Below are 16,524 nucleotides of genomic sequence, written 5' to 3' on the forward strand. Positions count from 1 at the left end.
CTTTCAGATGCGCACTCAAACAGAGGTTAACTCATATTTGTTCCGGCTAAACTGTCTCCATGGGTGAGAGAGAGCTGGCGGAGTTGATGCACCTGGTCAACCGGCGGCTGCGGCACGGTTACGTGCGGCGGCTGGTCCCGATGGGGCTCAGCCCGAGCCACGCGCGGGCGCTGCGGGTGCTCGCCGCCGATCCCGAGCGGCCGCTCCGCATGGTCCAGCTCGCCGAGGAGCTGCGCATCGTGCCGCGCTCGCTCACGCCCGTCGTGGACGCGCTGGAGGAGGCGGGGCTGGTGCGGCGGCGTACGGATCCGGCGAACCGCCGCTCCACGCTGGTCGAGCTGACGCCCGAGGGGAGGGCGGCCGACGAGCGGGCCCGCGACGCGCGCCGGCAGGCGGGCGAGGACCTGTTCGCCGTGCTCACGCCCGGGCAGCGCGAGCAGCTCGGCGAGCTGCTCGCCACCGTGGACGCGGCGGCGCAGGCCAGGGGCCGCGACCTGGAGCAGGCCCGCGAGGGGTGACCAGGTCACGCGAGGGGTGACCAGGTTATTCGGGGGCGCCCGCGACGATCGCGCCGCCGAGCACCGTGCCGGCGCACGGCGCCCCGGCCAGCAGCGCCGCGTACGGATAACGCCCGCGCGCGTCGTGCACCACGAAGTCGGCCCGCGCCCCGGGACCCAGCGTCCCGATCCGGCCCGCCCCCTGGTCCATGCCGAGCGCTCGCGCCCCGCCCAGCGTGGCCGCCGCCACCAGCCGCCGGTCCAGCCCGCGGGGGCGCAGCCCGAGCTCGCGGGCCCGCCGCCGTACGTCCGCCGCCAGCGCGAGCGGCCCGCCCGGCAGCCCGAGACAGCCGAAGGCGACGACGTTGCCCTCCTCCAGCAGGGCCAGCACGTCCGCCGCGGGATGCGCGGGGCCGACGGCCACGGCCGTACGGCGCAGCCGCAGCAGCTTGCGCTCGCCTGGGTCCAGCGGCCGGGAGCAGATCACGTGGCAGAGCGGCCCGAGCACCCCGGCCTCGTCGAGGGCGACGGGCGCGTGGGCGTCGAGGTCGGCCAGCAGCCGCAGCCCGAACGTACGGGCCAGCACCGCCACGTCCTCCAGCACCTGCGGATCCCGGGTACGTGCGGCGAGCCCGCACCCGCCCGGCCGGTCGGCCTCGTGGATCGCGGTGATGACGGCGTCCCGCTCGCGTGACTCCCATTCCTCCTCGGCGGCGCTGCGCACCTCGACGTAGGCGATGCCGGGCAGCCCGGCGGCGGGCTCGTGCGGATCGCGGACCACCGTGGCGCGCGCGGTCACGCCGGGCTCGGGCGCTCCGGCCGCGCAGGCGTCCACCGCTCCGGCCACGATCATCCCGGGCCAGCGGTGCTCGGTCTCGACGGGAAAGTACGCGAGCAGCTCCGCCCGCGCCCCCACCTGCAGGACCCGGTCGCCGCGGACCACCACGGCCCCGTCGCGCAGCGGCGCGGCGCTGACGGGCAGCACGATCGGCGCGGAGTGGAGCACGACCGGCGCGGACGGGCGCCGCCGCCCCGGGCGCGGCCGGGCGGGCCGCCCGAGCATCGGTCCCGCACGCGTCGCCAGCGGCATCAGCACTCTCCGTCCGATAACCCTTCAGGGCATTAAACGTGAGCCGGGCCAGGGAATCAATCAGGTCCAAGTACGCAAATCGCTAGGGCAAATCCCGAGGTGAGTAACGTCCCGACAGCCGGGCGAGCTTGAGGCTGAGATGCAGGGCCAGCCGCTCCTCGCCGTCCTTGAGGTCGGTGCGCGCGAGCTCCTCCACCCGCTGCAGCCGGTAGTACAGCGAGGTGCGGTGCAGCCGCAGCGCCCGCGACGTCGCCACCGCGCTGCCCGCCAGGTCGAGGTAGATCTCCAGGGTCTCCAGCAGCGGCAGGTGCTGGGCGTCGGCGAGCAGTTCCTCCAGCCCCGGATGCAGCTCCTGGGCGGGGAGGTGGGTGAGCATGCGGTACACGCCGAGCCGGGCCCACTCCGTCGTACGGCCGAGCGCGGGGACGCGGGCGGCGACCTCGGCCGCGTGCCGCGCCTCCCGGTACGACTCCGCCGCCTCCGCCAGCGCCGCCCGCTGCCTCCCGACCCCGACGACCACCGGCACCGGCATGGCCGCGTGCAGCTCGTCCGCCGCGAGCGCGGTCCCGGCCGTGAGCAGCACGCCGTGGTCGTAGCGGACCAGGTGCAGCGGATGGTGCCCGCTCAGCCGCCGCCGCAACGCCAGCAGCCCCTGCTCCAGCGCCAGCCGCAGCGAGTCCGACGGCTCGGCCGCGAGCGGCCTGGCCACGTGCACGGTCACGGCCCGCGCCTGCGGGAACGCGCCCGCCTCGATGAGCTGCCTGGCCGCGTCCTGCTCGCCGAGCAGCAGCCCGGTGACCGCCTCCAGCTCCCGGTGCGAGGCCAGCTCCGAGGCCAGGCTCTCGTGGTAGAGCGCGAGCGCCAGGCCGGGTACGGCGGCCAGGGCCTCGGCGACCTGGGCGTCCGGCATGGGCGGGTCCGAGTCGATGAACCACAGGAAGCCGAGCAGCCCGTCGGCGTGCCGGACCGGTACGCACACCCGCGGCAGCAGGCCCAGGTGCGGCGCGCCCGCGGTGCGGATGGGCGCGGTGACCTCGTGGATGCCGGCCGACCGTAGCCAGGCGCGCACCTCCGGCGTCGTACGCCGGCGCAGGATCGAGTCGCGGCGGATGTCGTCCATGGCGCCGTTCTGCTCGCTGTAGGCCACGACGCGCTGCACCCGGTCCTCCAGCAGCAGGGGACGGCCGAGACGGGCGGCGAGCTCGTCCACGGTCCGCTGGAGATCCGCCACGAAGACCCCTTCACCTGGAGATTTCTGCATTTGTAGGACAAGGTGCTATGGGTCTTCCCTACAACTGCGCGATGATCTGGGTCAACAACGTCTATAGCGTCGTGTCGTGATTGTCCCGAAGAAGCTATTCAAGGGGCTGCTCGCGACCATCGTGATGGTTCCGATCGCGTTGGTGGCGACCCCAGCTTCCGCAGCACCCCCCAGCGACCCCGAGCACCCGTGGCGCCGCGACCACTGGCCGCAGACGCAGCCGTGGCAGAGCGACACCCCCCTGGACAGCCCCCAGACCCTGCGCGGCCGCCCCACGACCCCGGGCATCCAGCCGATCGACCCGCAGAACTGGGAAAACCCCGACAACATGACCTGGGCGGACTACAAGAAGCCGCCCGGCACCAAGTGGAACGACCCCAGCGTCAAGGGCTCGCAGCGCACCTTCAAGGGCGCGCTCGTCCTGCTGGACTACCCGAACCAGCCGTTCGTCGTCACCCAGCCGAAGGGCTCGACGATCTTCGCGAACCCGAGCGCCGAGGCCCACGACGTCCCGCGTGACCAGGTCGCGAAGTTCTACCAGGACTTCCTCAACACCCCCAACGCGCTCAACAAGGGGCACACCATCCACGAGTACTGGATGGAGGACTCCGGCGGGCGCATCGGGGTCGAGCTGACCGGGTTCGGCCCGTACACGATGCCGGGCAAGGACCACGAGTACGCCATGGAGTACCAGCGGGACGCCTGCCCCGCCGGCGACACCTGCACCAAGAACCTGCGGAGCGACGGCAACGCCGCCTGGCTCGCCGACGTCGGCCAGGAGGGCGCCGCCCAGTTCGACTTCGTCTTCTACCTGAGCGCCGGCCAGGACGAGTCGTCCACCTGGCAGGAGTTCGGCATGATGAAGTTCCCCACCAAGGAGGACGTGCCGGACGAGTGGGGCCCCGACGACCCCAACCTGCCCAACTGGTCCAAGACCCGCTACGTCGACTGGACCTCCTGGCAGGCCGGCTCCACCTTCTGGCCGAACGCCCGCTTCGGCGTCGACTCGGTGCAGGCCGAGAGCTCCGGCATGGGGGTCTACGCCCACGAGCTGAGCCACATCTTCGGCATCGCCGACAACTACAACAACCCGTACTCGGTGCCCCCGAAGCGCGCCTACACCGGCATCTGGGAGATGCTGAGCCGCGGCAGCTTCAACGGCCCCGGCGGCCCGCACTCGCGCTGGCTCATCCCGCCGACCGGGGGCGGGTCCATGGGCGCGCAGCACATGCTGCGCAACAAGATCAAGCTCAACATGGTGGACGAGCAGAACGTGCTGCGCCTGTCCCGCCCCGCCCTCGCCCAGTCCGGCCTGGTCGTGGCCGACGTGCTGGCGCGCGCCGTGCAGCCCGGCAAGGACGAGCTGTCCGGCGTCAACATCGCCTTCGACGGCGCCGACAACAGCTCCTGCAACACCGCCGACCCGATGTGCGACGGCGGCGGCTACGAGAACTACACCGTCGAGGTCGTGGACCGCATGGGCGCCGACTCCTTCACCCCCGACTCGGGCGTCCTCCTGGCCAAGACCAAGAACCAGGACCGCTCCCCGTTCGAGTGGGTGATCGACGCCAACCCGCAGGACATCGGCATGACCGACTACGTCCTGCCGGACGGCACCAAGGTCCCGATCACCATCGGCGACTACCGCCAGCTCTCCGACGCGCTCTTCCACGCCGGCACCGGCTCCGGCAGCCAGTACGAGCACGTGGACGAGGCCAACCGCCTGCACTTCTACGTCCTCGACCTGAAGCGCAACAAGGACGGCGAGCTGACGTACAAGGTGGCCGTCCGCTCGCTGGACGGCGCGGGCCCGCAGCGGCGCGGCGTCAAGCTGCTGCCCGGCGCCGGCGTCCCCACCGGCAAGAACCTCTCCTCCTGCAAGTTCCCGCTGTTCAACACCGGCAAGGCGGCCCCGGCCCAGGGGCAGCACCCCGAGGACGTCAGCGCCTACCTCGGCTCCGACGTCTACCGGCTGTCGGCCGAGGTCAAGGGCAAGGGCTGGACCGTCCAGGTCCCGAACGAGCTGGCCGCCGTCGCCTTCGGCAAGCACGACACCGTGACCGTGAACGCGGTCCGCGAGGCCGGCGGCGCCCGCCTGGCCCAGGTCAAGCTCACGGCCACGTCCGAGAGCGACCCGACCAAGACGATGACCGCCAGCTGCCAGGTGATCGGCCTGTAGCGAGAATCCGTGGAAAACGGTGGGGCACGGCTGGCGCGGCCGTGCCCCATCGGCTTGAATCGACCCCCGGAAGGGGGTGCCGGTTGAGCGACGACCTGCCGGAGAAGATCGAGGACTTACCCGACAGGCCCCGCCGCAGGCGCGGGAAGGTGCCGTGGGCCGCGTCCGTGTCGGCGGGCCTCGCGGCCGCCGCGGCGAGCATCCTGGCGGCCAGCGTCGACTGGGACATCCCGCCCGCCGCCAAGGTCGGCGTGACCGTGGCAGCCGCCGTTCTCGTCGGCCTCACCACCTGGGCCACCACCGAGTCGCAGCCGCGCCGCCGCGCGGCGGAACGCGCCGGCGGCGGCCAGGCGCCCGACCAGTGGCCGCCCGTACCCGAGCACTTCACCGGCCGCGCCGAGGCCCTGGCCGAGCTGCGCGGCGTCGCCACCGCCCGCCGGAAGGCCGGCGACCTCGCGCCGCCGCTCGTCATCTCCCTCTACGGCCGCGGCGGCGTCGGCAAGTCCGCCCTCATGACCCGCTTCAGCCAGGAGATCGCCGGCTGGTTCCCCGACGGCCGCCTCTACGCCGACCTGCGCGGCGGCGTCGGCGCCCCGGTCCGCCCCGACGAGGTCCTCATCGGCTTCCTGCGCGCGCTAGGCGTACGCCTCACCACCGATCCCGGCGGGCTCGACGAGCTGCGCAAGCTCTGGCTCACCTGGACCAAGGGCCGCAAGATCCTCATCGGCCTGGACAACGCCCACGACGCCGACCAGGTCAGGCCGCTCATCCCGGCCGAGCCCGGCTGCGCGGTGCTGGTCACCTCGCGCTCCCCGCTGTTCCTGGCCGGCACCCACGACAGCCGGCTCGGCGTGCTCACCGAGGCGCACGGCGTCGAACTGCTGGCCAGGCTCGCCGGCGGCGCCCGCATCGTGGACGACCTCGCCTCCGCCAAGGAGATCGTCCGGCTCTGCGACCACCTGCCGCTCGCGATCAACATCTGCGGCGGGCGCCTCGCCACCCGCGAGCAGTGGACGCTGCGCGAGATGGCGGGCCGGCTCGCCGACACCCGCCGCCGCCTCGACCAGCTCGAAGTGGCCCAGACCGTCGAGACCAGCGTGCGCGCGTCGGTGCAGCTCAGCTACGACGACTGCACCGGCATGCAACGCCGCCTGCTGCGCCTGCTCAGCGCGCTGCCCGCCCCCGACGTGCCCGGCTGGGTGGCCGGCGAGCTGCTCGACATCAGCGGCCTGGAGGGCGGCGACCAGCTCGAAGCGCTCATCGACGCCCAGCTCGCCGAATGCTCCGGCACCGACCAGACCGGCACGATGCGCTACCGGCTGCACGACCTCGTCCAGGTCTTCGCCGCCGAGCTGGCCGACCAGGACGAACCGGCCCGCCGCCGCGCCGCCCTGGAGCGGGTGCTGTACGGCTACCGCCGCCGCGCCGAGGAGGCCGCCCAGAACCGCTGGCCGCAGGACTGGAGCAAGGGCGGCCGCCGCTCCACCGCCGACGGCGAGGTCCGGGCCGCCGACTGGCTCAACGCCGAACGCCTGACGCTGCTCGCCATGGTCGACCTGGCCCGCCGGCTCGAACTGTGGGAGCTGACCTGGGGCCTCGCCCGCGCGTTCTGCTCGCTGTGTCACTCGCTGCGCGCGTACTGGGCCGACTGGAAGGCGGTCGCGGAGATCGGCCGTGCCGCGGCCGAACGCGCCGGCGACCCGCGGGCCCTCGCCATCACGCTGCTCGACAGCGCCGCCGTGCACGGCGGCCTCGGCCTGCGCGAGCACGCGCTGGAGGAGGCCAAGCAGGCCATGGACGTCTTCACCGAGCTGGGCGAGAGCTGGTGGGCGGCCAGAGCCATGCGCACCATCGGCATGACGCTGTTCAACGACGGTCACCTGGACCGCGCCCAGGACTACCTGATCGCGGCCATCACCGCCTTCAAGGGCGAGGACGACCCGTGGTGGATGGCCCGCACCCAGCGCAACCTGGCCGAGATGCGGATGGCCGAGCGGCGGCCCGAGGAGGCGAGAGAGCTGCTGGAGGAGGCCCTGCAGGTGTTCGAGAGCCAGGGCAACCGCTACTCCGAGGCCCAGACGCTGCGCGTCTACGGCGAGGTGCTGGCGGCGCAGGCGCGCGGCGAGCACCGCGAGGGCGACCGCAGGATCGCCGCCGGACTGTTCACCCGGGCGAGCCTCAGCCTCGACCGGGCGGCGGAGATGTTCCGGCAGCGGGGCGAGCTGTGGGAGGAGGCCCGCTGCCTGCGGGCCGCGGGCGAGGTCGGCGACCCCGCGAGCGGGCTGCGCGAGCTGGACCAGGTACGCAGGGCGGAGGACATCCTGGCCGCGCTCGGCGACTCGTGGGGCGGGGCACGCACCGCCGTCTCCGCGGGGCGCGCGCTGGCCCGCCTCGGCCGCACCGAGGAGTCGGAGCGGGAGCTGCGCCGCGCCGTCGCCGCCTTCGAGGAGCTCCAGGACCGATGGTGGATGGCGCTCAGCCTCCGCTACCTGGGGGAGGTCCACCTGGACGCGGGCGGGCCGCAGGCCGCCGTGGGGCCGCTGGAGCAGGCCAGGGACATCTACCGCAGCCTCGGCAACGAGGCGGGCATGCGCCGGACCCTCGAACTGCTCCGGCGGGCCGCCACCTGAGCGCTCACGTGAGCGGGGTACGCAGCAGCGCGCCCGCCGCCTGCCTCGCCTGGATGATGCTCTCCTCGAACATCTTTCGCGCGTGCGCCGCCTGGTCGGCGAGCTCCCTGATGTGCTGGTGCGCCAGCTCGTCGTGGACGGTCTCGGCGATCAGCCGCTGGTAATCCGGCGTCCTGGCCGCCAGCGCCTCCAGCCGCCGGTGCGTCTGGTAGACCTTGTCGGTCTTGACCACCTGTTTGGCGTACTTCTCCAGGTGGCGTACCCGCTGCGACAGCGACGTCCAGGCGGCGTCGAGGGCGTTCGAGTACGGCTTGAACGCCTCCTCCATGCCGGGCGGCAGCTCGCGCGGCACCAGCTTGCCGTGCTCGGCGTGCATGGCCGACAGCTTGCGCAGCCGCTGCGCGATCTGCCAGACCTCCTCCGGCAGCGTCACCTGGTTGTCGATGGTGTCGATCAGGCCCGCCCGGTGCACCTTGGAGCCGAGGATGACCTCGACCGCGTTCTGGGCCCGGCGCAGCAGCTGCTGGCAGGGGTAGTCCAGGTCCTCGGCGAGGACGTAGCGGTCGGCGTGCGCGTAGGCGAGGCGCAGCCGCCGTTTCGTCGTGCGGTACGACCCCTCCACCGCCGCCCACCGCAACAGCGTGATCAGCCCGACGCCGACGGTGGCCACGACGGCGATCGGAAGGCTGACCAGGAGGCCGATCAGCAGCAGGAAGGCGGGCAGGACGAACAGCAGCGCGGGGTTGAACGTGGTGTCCAGGCGCTTGCCGGTCCGAGCCATGCGGAGGATGTGCGGGCTCGACCGCAGCTCTACCGAGATCTCCCGGGGCAGCGAGGGATCGATCACCAGCCGTGGAGGCAGAGCTCGTGGATCCATACGTTAATGCTGCGTTATGAAGCTCGAATCCGCTCATATTTGGTGGACATATAGGGTCGAAGATGATGAGCGAAATGACGAGGTGGATCGAGCTTGAGGGCGCGGTCAACGCGCGCGACCTGGGTGGCGTCGCCCTTGGCGACGGCGGCGTCACGAAGAGTGGCCGGATCTTCCGGTCCGACAACCTGCAGGGGCTCACGCCCCGCGACATCGACCTGCTGGTCGGCGAGCTGAAGCTGCGGCACGTGGTGGACCTGCGCTCCACGCCGGAGGTCGCGCTGGAGGGCCCCGGCCCGCTCACGCGGGTGCCGGAGGTGCGGCATCACCATCTGACGTTGTTCGCCGAGGGCGGGCGCTACACCGACGTCGAGGCCGACACCGCCCCCACCGGCATCGACGGGGAGCGGGTGCTGCCGTGGGCCGAGCGGGCGCTGGACGAGGAGCTGCGGGTCACCGGCTTCTACTTCGGCTACCTGCGCGACCGGCCGTCCGCCGTGATCGAGGCGCTGCGCACGATGGCCCTGGACGACGGGGCGGCACTGGTGCACTGCGCGGCAGGCAAGGACCGCACCGGCGTGCTGTGCGCGCTGGCGCTGGAGGTCGCGGGCGCGACGCGGGAGGCCATCGTGGCCGACTACGTGGCGACCGGCGAGCGGCTGGAGCTGATCCTGGAGCGCCTGCGCGCCAGCGAGACCTACCGCGGCGACCTCGACTCCCGTCCCGCCGACGACCATGCGCCCCGCGCCCGCTACCTGGAGCAGTTCCTCGGGGTGCTGGACGAACGGTTCGGCGGGCCGATGGGCTGGCTGGCGGCCAACGGCTGGACCGCGGACGACACGGCGGCCATGCGCGCCCGCCTGCGGGACTGACGCCCGCGGCCGGCGATCCTCAGGACAGGTGGACGACGATGCGCTGGGTGGCCGACAGCCGGGCCGCCTCCAGCACGGTGAGCACGTCCACCGCGCTCTCCGGGTCCACCGGCGGCGGCCCGCCGTCGCGCAGCGCCGCCGCCACGCCCCAGTAGAAGTCGAGGTAGGACCCCGGCTCGGTGCGCACCCGCCGGTGCCGCTCGGCGGTGCCGAGCTCGCCCCAGCGGTCCTCCTCGTCCTCCCCGAAGCCCGGCGCGTCGGGCGCGATCCCGGCGCGCAGGCGCTCCTCCTGCACGTCCATGCCGTGCTTGACGTACGCGCCGGCCGACCCCAGCACCCGGAAACGCGGGCCGGGCCGCGCCGCCACCGAGCTGGCCCACAGGTGCGAACGCGCCCCGCCGTCGTGCGTGAGCGCCACGAACGTGTCGTCGTCGGAGGAGACCCCCTGCCGCCGTACGTCGCTCTCGCAGTAGACCTCGCGTACCGGCCCGAGCAGCCGCATGGCCTGGTCCACCAGGTGGCTGCCGAGGTCGTAGAGCAGCCCGCCGATCTCCTCGGGCCCGCCGCTCTCCCGCCAGCCGCCCTTGGGGACCGGCCGCCAGCGTTCGAAGCGCGATTCGAAGCGCCGGATCTCGCCGAGCGCCCCCTCCTCCGCGAGCCGGCGCACGGTCAGGAAGTCGCCGTCCCATCGCCGGTTCTGGAAGACGGTCAGGAGCACGCCGCGCTCCTTGGCCAGGCGTACCAGCTCGCGGCCCTCGTCGGCGGTGCCGGCCAGCGGTTTGTCCACCACGACCGGCAGTCCCTGCTCGATGGCCGCGGCGGCGGTGGTCACGTGCGTCCTGTTCGGCGAGGCGACCACGACGAGGTCGCTCCGCTCCCACAGCTCCCGGACGTCGGCGACGCCCTGCGCGCCGTAGCGGCCGGCCACCTCGGACTGCCGTCCCGGATCGCGGGTGACGACCGTGGCCAGCCGCAGCCCCGGGGTGGCGGCGATCAGCGGCGCGTGGAAGAACGCCCCGGCGACTCCGTACCCGACCAGCCCGACCCTGATCTCGCTCATCCGGCCAGGCTACCCAAGCTCAGGAGGCGGGCGGATCCTCCCGTTCGGCGAGGAAGCGTTCGAACTGGGCGGCGAGCTCGTCGCCGGTCGGCATCGGGGTCGACTCGGCGATGAGGTTCTCGCGTTCGGCGCCCGCGGCGAAGGCGTCGTACTGCTGCTCCAGGCCGGTGATCGCGGTGGAGAGCTCGGTGGAGGCCCGGATCTGCTCCTCGATCTCCGCCGTGGTGCGCTCGGCGGCGTCGCGCAGCGCGTCCATCGGGAACACCAGCCCGGTGCCCCGCGTCACCGCCTCCAGCGCGGTCACCGCGGCCGTCGGGTATTCCGCCTGCGACAGGTAGTGCGGCACGTGCACGGCGTAGCCCATCGCGTCGAAGCCCTGCGCGCCGAGCCGCAGCTCGATCAGCGCCGCCGCGCTGCCCGGCACCTGGACCCGGCCGAACGCGCTGTTCTGGGTGTTGACCAGCTCCGGCCGGCTGGCGTGCATGGTGACCCCGAGCGGGCGGGTGTGCGGGACGGCCATCGGGATGCCGTGCACGGTCACCAGCTTGTTCACCCGCAGCCGCTCCGCCAGCGTTTTCACCGCGGCGGTGAACAGCTCCCACTCCCGGTCGGGCTCGGGCCCCTGCATCAGCAGGAAGGGCGTCCCCGTCGCGTCCTCCAACAGGTGAACGGCCAGCTCCGGGCTCTCGCACTCGACCCAGCGGTCGGTGTCGAAGGTCATGATGGGCCGGCGGGACCGGTAGTCGAGCAGCCGGTCCACGTCGAACGTCGCCACGACCCGGTGCTCCAGCTCTGCCAGCAGGTGGCCCAGCGCCAGACGCCCGGAGCCCCCCGCGTCGACGAAGCCGTCGAAGTGGTACAGCAACACCGGCTCACGCAGCTCGGGCAGCTCATCTGCGAGCTCGTAGAGATCCTTCGGGTCGAACACGGTTGGACAGCCTTTCCGTAGGTACTCTTTCCAGAACCTATGGCGGGTCGGAACGATTCCGCGCACGGCACCCTATCGAGGCGTGCGGGATGGGATTCACAGTGTGAAATAAGAATTAAAGCCGGTGAACATGCTGACTGTGGCCATTCGAGCAGTCCGTAGTCATGCTTGGGGCGTGGCTACTTCTGCGCATTCCTTCTCCGGGCGACCGCTCCACATCCCTCCGCTGCCGTGCCCGTTCCCCAGCGAGACCAACGAGCACGGCGTCGCGGTCGATGCGGAGAGCCACACCTGGCTGGCCGCCTCGCACATGCTCAAAGGCGCCGAGACCATCGAGCACTTCCGGCGCTCCAAGATCGGTATGCTCGCGGCACGGACCAATCCCGCGGTGCCGCGTGACAGCCTCAGGCTGATCAACGACTGGTACAACTGGCTGTTCGCGTTCGACGACGCCTTCTGCGAGGGCGAGCTGATGGGACACCGCGCCGCCGCGCTGGCCCGCGCCCTGCCCCCGCTCCTCGAGATCCTGGACGACCGCCGCGAGCCCGACGAGGGCGACGCGTTCGGCCTGGCGCTGAAGGAGCTCCTCCACCGCATCTCCGAACTCGCCACCCCCGCCCAGGTGGACCGCTGGCGTACGACGGTGAAGGAGTACCTGTTCGCCCAAATATGGGAGGCCGCCAACCGCGAGGTCGACCTGATCCCCACCCCCGAGGACTACGTCATGATGCGCCGCATCACCGGGGCCACGTACACCTGCTTCGCCCTCATCGACGTGGGCGGCGGCTACCGGCTCGAAGCCGAGGAGTGGCACCACCCCGACGTGCGCACACTCTCCGACCTCGCCTGCGACCTCATCGGCTGGGACAACGACCTGCTGTCCTACGCCAAGGAGCGCGACAACGACAAAGCCCGGCACAACCTCGTCACGGTGCTGGCCACGCACAAGTCGCTCACGCTCCAGGACGCCCTGGTCGAAGTCGCGCAGATGCACAACGACTCCGTCGCGGCCTTCCTCGACCGGCGCGCGGCGCTCGACCGCTGGGCCACCCTGCCGGTCCGCAAGTACGTCCGCGGCCTCGAACACTGGGTCCGCGGGCACATCGAGTTCTCGCTCGGCAGCGCCCGCTACGTCGGCGCGTGGCCCGAGGACACCCGCTGGCCCCGAGCCGTCTAGCCCTCCGGCCGTCTCAGGGCCGGTTCTCGTCGGTGGCGTCCAGCTCGCCCAGCGCGAGCGCGGACGCCTCGTCCAGGTCGCGCCGCGCGCCCTCCTCGAAGGTGTTCTTGTACGTCAGCTCGCCCAGCTCCTGTTTGCAGGCCCGTACGCACTCGTCGTGGTCGTCGGTCATCCAGGGCGCGCCCAGCTGCGGCAGGCCGGCCGTCTTCCAGTTCTGCTGCAGCGCCCCCAGCAACTGCGTGGCCGTCGTGACGTCGTTGAGCGCGGCGAAGATGCGCGCCGCCGTCTCCAGCGCCAGCAGCGTGCCGAGCGTGTCGTGGAAGTGCCGCTTGATGCGCAGCGCCTCCCGGACGTTGTGCAGCGCCTCGTCCGCCCGGCCCGTCGTCAGCCTGGCGCCCGCCAGCGCCCACTGCGCGTGCGAGCTGACCCACAGCTCACCGCGCTCGCGGCACACCTGCAGGCAGTCCTGCAGCAGCGACTCGGCCTCGTACAGCTCGCCCTGCGAGGACAGCACCAGCGACAGCTCGACGATGGCGGGCAGCAGGCCCGGGTTGAGCTCCTTGTTGTCGGTGTTGAACTCGATCGCCACGCCCAGCAGCGCGCTGGCCTTCTGCAGGTCGCCCTGGAGCAGCGCGGCCGTGCCCTGCATCTTCGAGGCCAGGATCACCGCCCGCGAGTCGCCCACCCGCACCGCCTCGGTGCTGCACTTCTCGGCCGAGGACTGGGCTCCCGCGCTGTCGCCCTGGGCGCTCTTGACGTACGACAGCACCCACAACGCCTTGCAGCGCTCCTTGCTGAACTCGGGATTGGCCTCCAGCGCCCGCTCCAGATAGAGCCGCCCCTCGCGGGCGAAACCGCAGCACACCCACATGAACCACAGCGACGACAGCAGCGTCAGCGCCGAGACCTCCCTGCCCGGCGTCTTCAGCGCGTGCTCCAGCGCCACCCGCACGTTGTCGTGCTCCTGGCGCATCCGTACGAACCAGTAGATCTGCCGCGGGCCCGACCAGGCGTCCTCGCTGCGCTGGGCCAGGCTCAGGTAGTACTCCAGGTGCCGCTGGCGCATCTGCTCGCGCTGGCCGAGCTTGTCCAGCCACTCGTCGCCGTACTCGGCCAGGGTGTCGATCAGTTTGTAACGGACGCCGGCGTGGTTGCTCCTGATCAGCAGGACCGACTTCTCCACCAGGCCGGTCACGAGGTCCGTGATGTCCTCGGACGGCAGGCGGCCGTCGGAGCAGACGAAACGGGCCGCGTCCAGCTCGAAGTCGCCCGCGAACACCGACAGCCGCGCCCACAGCAGCCGCTCGGCCGGCTCGCACAGCTCGTGGCTCCAGCCGATCGCCGCGCGCAGCGTCTGGTGACGCGGCAGGGCCGTCCGGCTCGCCCCGGCCAGCAGGCTGAACCGGTCGGCCAGCAGCCCCAGGATCTGATCGACCGACAGCGCCCGCAGCCGCACCGCGGCCAGCTCGATCGCCAGCGGGATGCCGTCGAGCCGCCGGCACAGCTCGGCCACCGTGCCGATGTTGCCCTCGTCGAGCTGGAAGTCGGGCACGCTCGCTCCCGCGCGGGCGGCGAACAACTGCACCGACTCGTTGGTGAACAGGTTCTCCGCCGGGTCGTCGCCGGGCACCTGCAGCGGCGGGACCGGGACCACGTGCTCGTACGGCAGGTGCAGCGACTGGCGGCTCGTGGCCAGCACCTTCAGGTTGGGCGCCGCCTCCAGCAGCTCGTGCACCAGCTCCGCGCAGCCCTGCACGACGTGCTCGCAGGTGTCGATGATGAGCAGCATGTCGCGCTCGCCCACCCACTCCGACAGCGACTCCGACTCCGCCCGCGAGGACTGGTCGGCGATGCGCAGCGCCGAGGAGATCGTGTGCTTGACCATGCCCGCGTCCTGCAGCCGGGCCAGGTCGGCGAACCAGACGCCGTCCGGGTATTGCGCGCGGACCTGATGCGCCAGGCGCAGAACGGTCCGCGACTTCCCGACGCCTCCGATGCCCGTGACCGTCACCAGCCGGGACTCGCTCAGGTGCCGTTTGAGGTTGGCGAGCAGGCGCGTGCGGCCGACGAAACTGGTGAGCTCCGCCGGAAGATTGCCCTCTCGTCGCCAGCCTGTCGGGGTGGCCATGCGCAGCCTCACGGGGGACAGGCGACACCAACCCTGGCATCGTACCCCCGCGAATGCCGCGTGTCCCTGGACCTGGGGACACGCGCGGTGTTGCTTTGTATGTCTGGGTAGCATGGCGGTCGTGGAAGATTTCTACCCCGAGCAGACCTCGGACGACCTGGACCTCGGCTGGGGCGACGACCTCCCCGACGAGGACACGGACAGCTTCTACCTGGACAACAGGCCCCCGCACTGGGACTGAAGCCCCGTGACCGCACCTGGGCTGCGCCCCGCCACCCCGGGCGACTACGACGCCATCGCCGCCGTCGTCGACACGTGGTGGGGCCGCCCCATCCTCCCCTCCCTGCCCCGGCTCTTCCTCGACCACTTTCACCGTACGAGCCTGGTCGCCTCGACCGACGCGGGTGAGCTCGCCGGTTTTCTCGTCGGTTTCCCCTCGCCGTCGGCGGAGGACGAGGCGTACATCCACTTCGTGGGCGTCTCCCCGGCGGCCCGGGGCACCGGTCTGGGCCGGAGGCTGTACGAGGCGTTCTTCGGCATCGCGCGGGACCACGGGCGGCAGGTGGTGAAGGCGATCACCTCGCCCGTGAACGAGACGTCGATCGCGTTCCACCGGCGCATGGGATTCACGGTCCGCGGCCCGCACCCCGCCTACAACGGCCCCGGCACCACCCTGATCACCTTCGAACGCACCCTCCCCTGACCCTCCTCGGAGCGTCGGCCAGCGGCGCCGGGGCCTATCTGCGCATCCATTGCGGGACGGGCGGCCCCAGGGGAGACGATGCTCCTGGAGACCGCGCTCGCACAGGCGGCTCAGGAGGCGCGCGTCCACGGGAGGCGAGGCTCCTGGAGACCGTCCTCGCGCACACGGCTCAGGAGGCCGTGTCCTCACCCGGCCGGCCCGCCGCCCGCTGGCGCGGGGACGCGGGCCGGCCGGGTTCCGTTCAGCTCACCACGTCCTTGCGGCGGAAGCGGCGGAAGGCGAGCGCGATCAGGATGGCCGCGTACGTGATCGACACCGACGCGCCCTTGACCATGCCGCCCCAGTCGACCTCGGGCGTGAGCGCGTCCGTCCAGGCATTGTTCCAGTAGGTGGGCAGGAACTCGCGCAGCGATCCCAGCGCCTCGACCGCCTGCAGGATCGTCGAGACGATCCACAGCCCCACCGCCCCGCCGACCGCACCGAGCGGGGAGTCGGTCATGGTCGAGACGAGGAACGCCAGCGCCGCCACCACGAGCTGGCTGACCAGCGCGTACCCGATCACGATGCCGAAGCGTGGCAGCACGTCCAGCGCCGGGATGATCTCGCCGGTGACCGGCACCTGGATGTCGTTCCAGCCGAACGCCAGCGTGCCCGCCACCAGCGCCATCACCGGCAGGCAGATCACGGCCGCCGCCGAGTAGCCGAGCGCCACGATCAGCTTCTGCCGCAGCAACCGGTCCCGGGGGATCGGCGCGGCCAGCAGGTAGCGCAGCGACGACCAGTTGGCCTCGCTGGACACGGTGTCGCCGCAGAACATCGCGACCGCCACCACCAGCAGGAAGTTGGCCGACACCGACAGGGCGAAGGCGGCGAAGTTGAGTCCGCTCTGCGTCGCCAGGTCGGAGATGCGCAGCGACTGCCCGCCGTTGTTGGACTGGGGCCCGAACTGGAAGGCGATCACCAGGATCCACGGCAGGGCCAGCAGCAGCCCGAACATGACGAGCGTCCGCCGCCGCTTGAACTGCCGGACGATCTCCACGCGCAGCGGCAGGGTGCGGCGGGGCGCGTAGCCCGGCGCGGCGGTCATCAGATACCTCCGAGGAGACCCCCGCCTTCAGGCGGGGG

General features: G+C 72.0%; 13 protein-coding genes. 6 read left to right on the forward strand and 7 right to left on the reverse strand.

Annotated features, from left to right (window positions below; all coding sequences use genetic code 11):
• The first annotated feature begins 59 nt into the window (after positions 1 to 59).
• Positions 60 to 518: a MarR family winged helix-turn-helix transcriptional regulator gene (locus SMD20_RS00430; protein WP_329573683.1), complete on the forward strand. Its 459-nt coding sequence runs from the start codon at positions 60 to 62 to the stop codon at positions 516 to 518.
• Positions 519 to 543: 25 nt separating this feature from the next.
• Here SMD20_RS00430 and SMD20_RS00435 read toward each other — a convergent pair whose 3' ends face one another.
• The gene (locus SMD20_RS00435) at positions 544 to 1,587 is read right to left on the reverse strand and encodes an amidohydrolase family protein (RefSeq protein ID WP_329573685.1); all 1,044 of its coding nucleotides are present in this window, start codon (positions 1,585 to 1,587) and stop codon (positions 544 to 546) included.
• An 82-nt stretch (positions 1,588 to 1,669) separates the two neighbouring features.
• Positions 1,670 to 2,818 (reverse strand): PucR family transcriptional regulator, encoded by a 1,149-nt coding sequence (locus SMD20_RS00440; RefSeq protein WP_329573687.1) that lies wholly within the window; start codon positions 2,816 to 2,818, stop codon positions 1,670 to 1,672.
• Between the two features lie 106 nt (positions 2,819 to 2,924).
• On the opposite strand from SMD20_RS00440, the gene SMD20_RS00445 reads away from it, so the two are divergent.
• Positions 2,925 to 5,027 carry a M6 family metalloprotease domain-containing protein gene (locus SMD20_RS00445; RefSeq protein WP_329573689.1) on the forward strand — a complete coding sequence of 701 codons (2,103 nt, stop codon included), beginning with the start codon at positions 2,925 to 2,927 and terminating at the stop codon, positions 5,025 to 5,027.
• 83 nt (positions 5,028 to 5,110) lie between these two features.
• On the forward strand, positions 5,111 to 7,657 hold the full coding sequence (locus SMD20_RS00450) for a tetratricopeptide repeat protein (protein WP_329573691.1): 2,547 nt from the start codon (positions 5,111 to 5,113) through the stop codon (positions 7,655 to 7,657).
• A 4-nt stretch (positions 7,658 to 7,661) separates the two neighbouring features.
• Here SMD20_RS00450 and SMD20_RS00455 read toward each other — a convergent pair whose 3' ends face one another.
• Positions 7,662 to 8,534, reverse strand: coding sequence for a hypothetical protein (locus SMD20_RS00455; protein ID WP_329573693.1), 873 nt, complete (start codon positions 8,532 to 8,534; stop codon positions 7,662 to 7,664).
• 74 nt (positions 8,535 to 8,608) lie between these two features.
• On the opposite strand from SMD20_RS00455, the gene SMD20_RS00460 reads away from it, so the two are divergent.
• Positions 8,609 to 9,403: a tyrosine-protein phosphatase gene (locus SMD20_RS00460; protein WP_329573695.1), complete on the forward strand. Its 795-nt coding sequence runs from the start codon at positions 8,609 to 8,611 to the stop codon at positions 9,401 to 9,403.
• A gap of 19 nt (positions 9,404 to 9,422) precedes the next feature.
• On the opposite strand, the gene SMD20_RS00465 is transcribed toward SMD20_RS00460, so the two are convergent.
• Together SMD20_RS00465 and SMD20_RS00470 are read right to left on the reverse strand one after the other, a co-directional pair.
• Positions 9,423 to 10,463: a Gfo/Idh/MocA family oxidoreductase gene (locus SMD20_RS00465; protein WP_329573697.1), complete on the reverse strand. Its 1,041-nt coding sequence runs from the start codon at positions 10,461 to 10,463 to the stop codon at positions 9,423 to 9,425.
• Between the two features lie 19 nt (positions 10,464 to 10,482).
• Positions 10,483 to 11,391: a proteasome assembly chaperone family protein gene (locus SMD20_RS00470; RefSeq protein ID WP_329573699.1), complete on the reverse strand. Its 909-nt coding sequence runs from the start codon at positions 11,389 to 11,391 to the stop codon at positions 10,483 to 10,485.
• Between the two features lie 175 nt (positions 11,392 to 11,566).
• Here SMD20_RS00470 and SMD20_RS00475 point away from each other — a divergent pair, with 175 nt between their 5' ends.
• Complete coding sequence (locus SMD20_RS00475; protein ID WP_329573700.1) at positions 11,567 to 12,568, forward strand: terpene synthase family protein; 1,002 nt, start codon at positions 11,567 to 11,569, stop codon at positions 12,566 to 12,568.
• 13 nt (positions 12,569 to 12,581) lie between these two features.
• Here SMD20_RS00475 and SMD20_RS00480 read toward each other — a convergent pair whose 3' ends face one another.
• Complete coding sequence (locus SMD20_RS00480) at positions 12,582 to 14,696, reverse strand: ATP-binding protein (protein ID WP_329573701.1); 2,115 nt, start codon at positions 14,694 to 14,696, stop codon at positions 12,582 to 12,584.
• Positions 14,697 to 14,943: 247 nt separating this feature from the next.
• Here SMD20_RS00480 and SMD20_RS00485 point away from each other — a divergent pair, with 247 nt between their 5' ends.
• Positions 14,944 to 15,399 (forward strand): GNAT family N-acetyltransferase, encoded by a 456-nt coding sequence (locus tag SMD20_RS00485; protein WP_329573702.1) that lies wholly within the window; start codon positions 14,944 to 14,946, stop codon positions 15,397 to 15,399.
• A 241-nt stretch (positions 15,400 to 15,640) separates the two neighbouring features.
• Here SMD20_RS00485 and SMD20_RS00490 read toward each other — a convergent pair whose 3' ends face one another.
• Positions 15,641 to 16,486, reverse strand: a complete 846-nt coding sequence (locus tag SMD20_RS00490; protein ID WP_329573704.1) for an ABC transporter permease — start codon at positions 16,484 to 16,486, stop codon at positions 15,641 to 15,643.
• Between the last annotated feature and the right edge of the window lie 38 nt (positions 16,487 to 16,524).

It is taken from the genome of Nonomuraea sp. LP-02 (genome assembly GCF_036289125.1).
Taxonomy (GTDB): Bacteria; Actinomycetota; Actinomycetes; order Streptosporangiales; family Streptosporangiaceae; genus Nonomuraea; species Nonomuraea bangladeshensis.

Coding starts and splice junctions, on each gene's coding strand:
- SMD20_RS00430 (WP_329573683.1), top strand. CDS start 60: ATGGGTGAGAGAGAGCTGGCGGAGTTGATGCACCTGGTCAACCGGCGG.
- SMD20_RS00435 (WP_329573685.1), bottom strand. CDS start 1,587: ATGCCGCTGGCGACGCGTGCGGGACCGATGCTCGGGCGGCCCGCCCGG.
- SMD20_RS00455 (WP_329573693.1), bottom strand. CDS start 8,534: ATGGATCCACGAGCTCTGCCTCCACGGCTGGTGATCGATCCCTCGCTG.
- SMD20_RS00460 (WP_329573695.1), top strand. CDS start 8,609: ATGACGAGGTGGATCGAGCTTGAGGGCGCGGTCAACGCGCGCGACCTG.
- SMD20_RS00465 (WP_329573697.1), bottom strand. CDS start 10,463: ATGAGCGAGATCAGGGTCGGGCTGGTCGGGTACGGAGTCGCCGGGGCG.
- SMD20_RS00480 (WP_329573701.1), bottom strand. CDS start 14,696: ATGGCCACCCCGACAGGCTGGCGACGAGAGGGCAATCTTCCGGCGGAG.
- SMD20_RS00490 (WP_329573704.1), bottom strand. CDS start 16,486: ATGACCGCCGCGCCGGGCTACGCGCCCCGCCGCACCCTGCCGCTGCGC.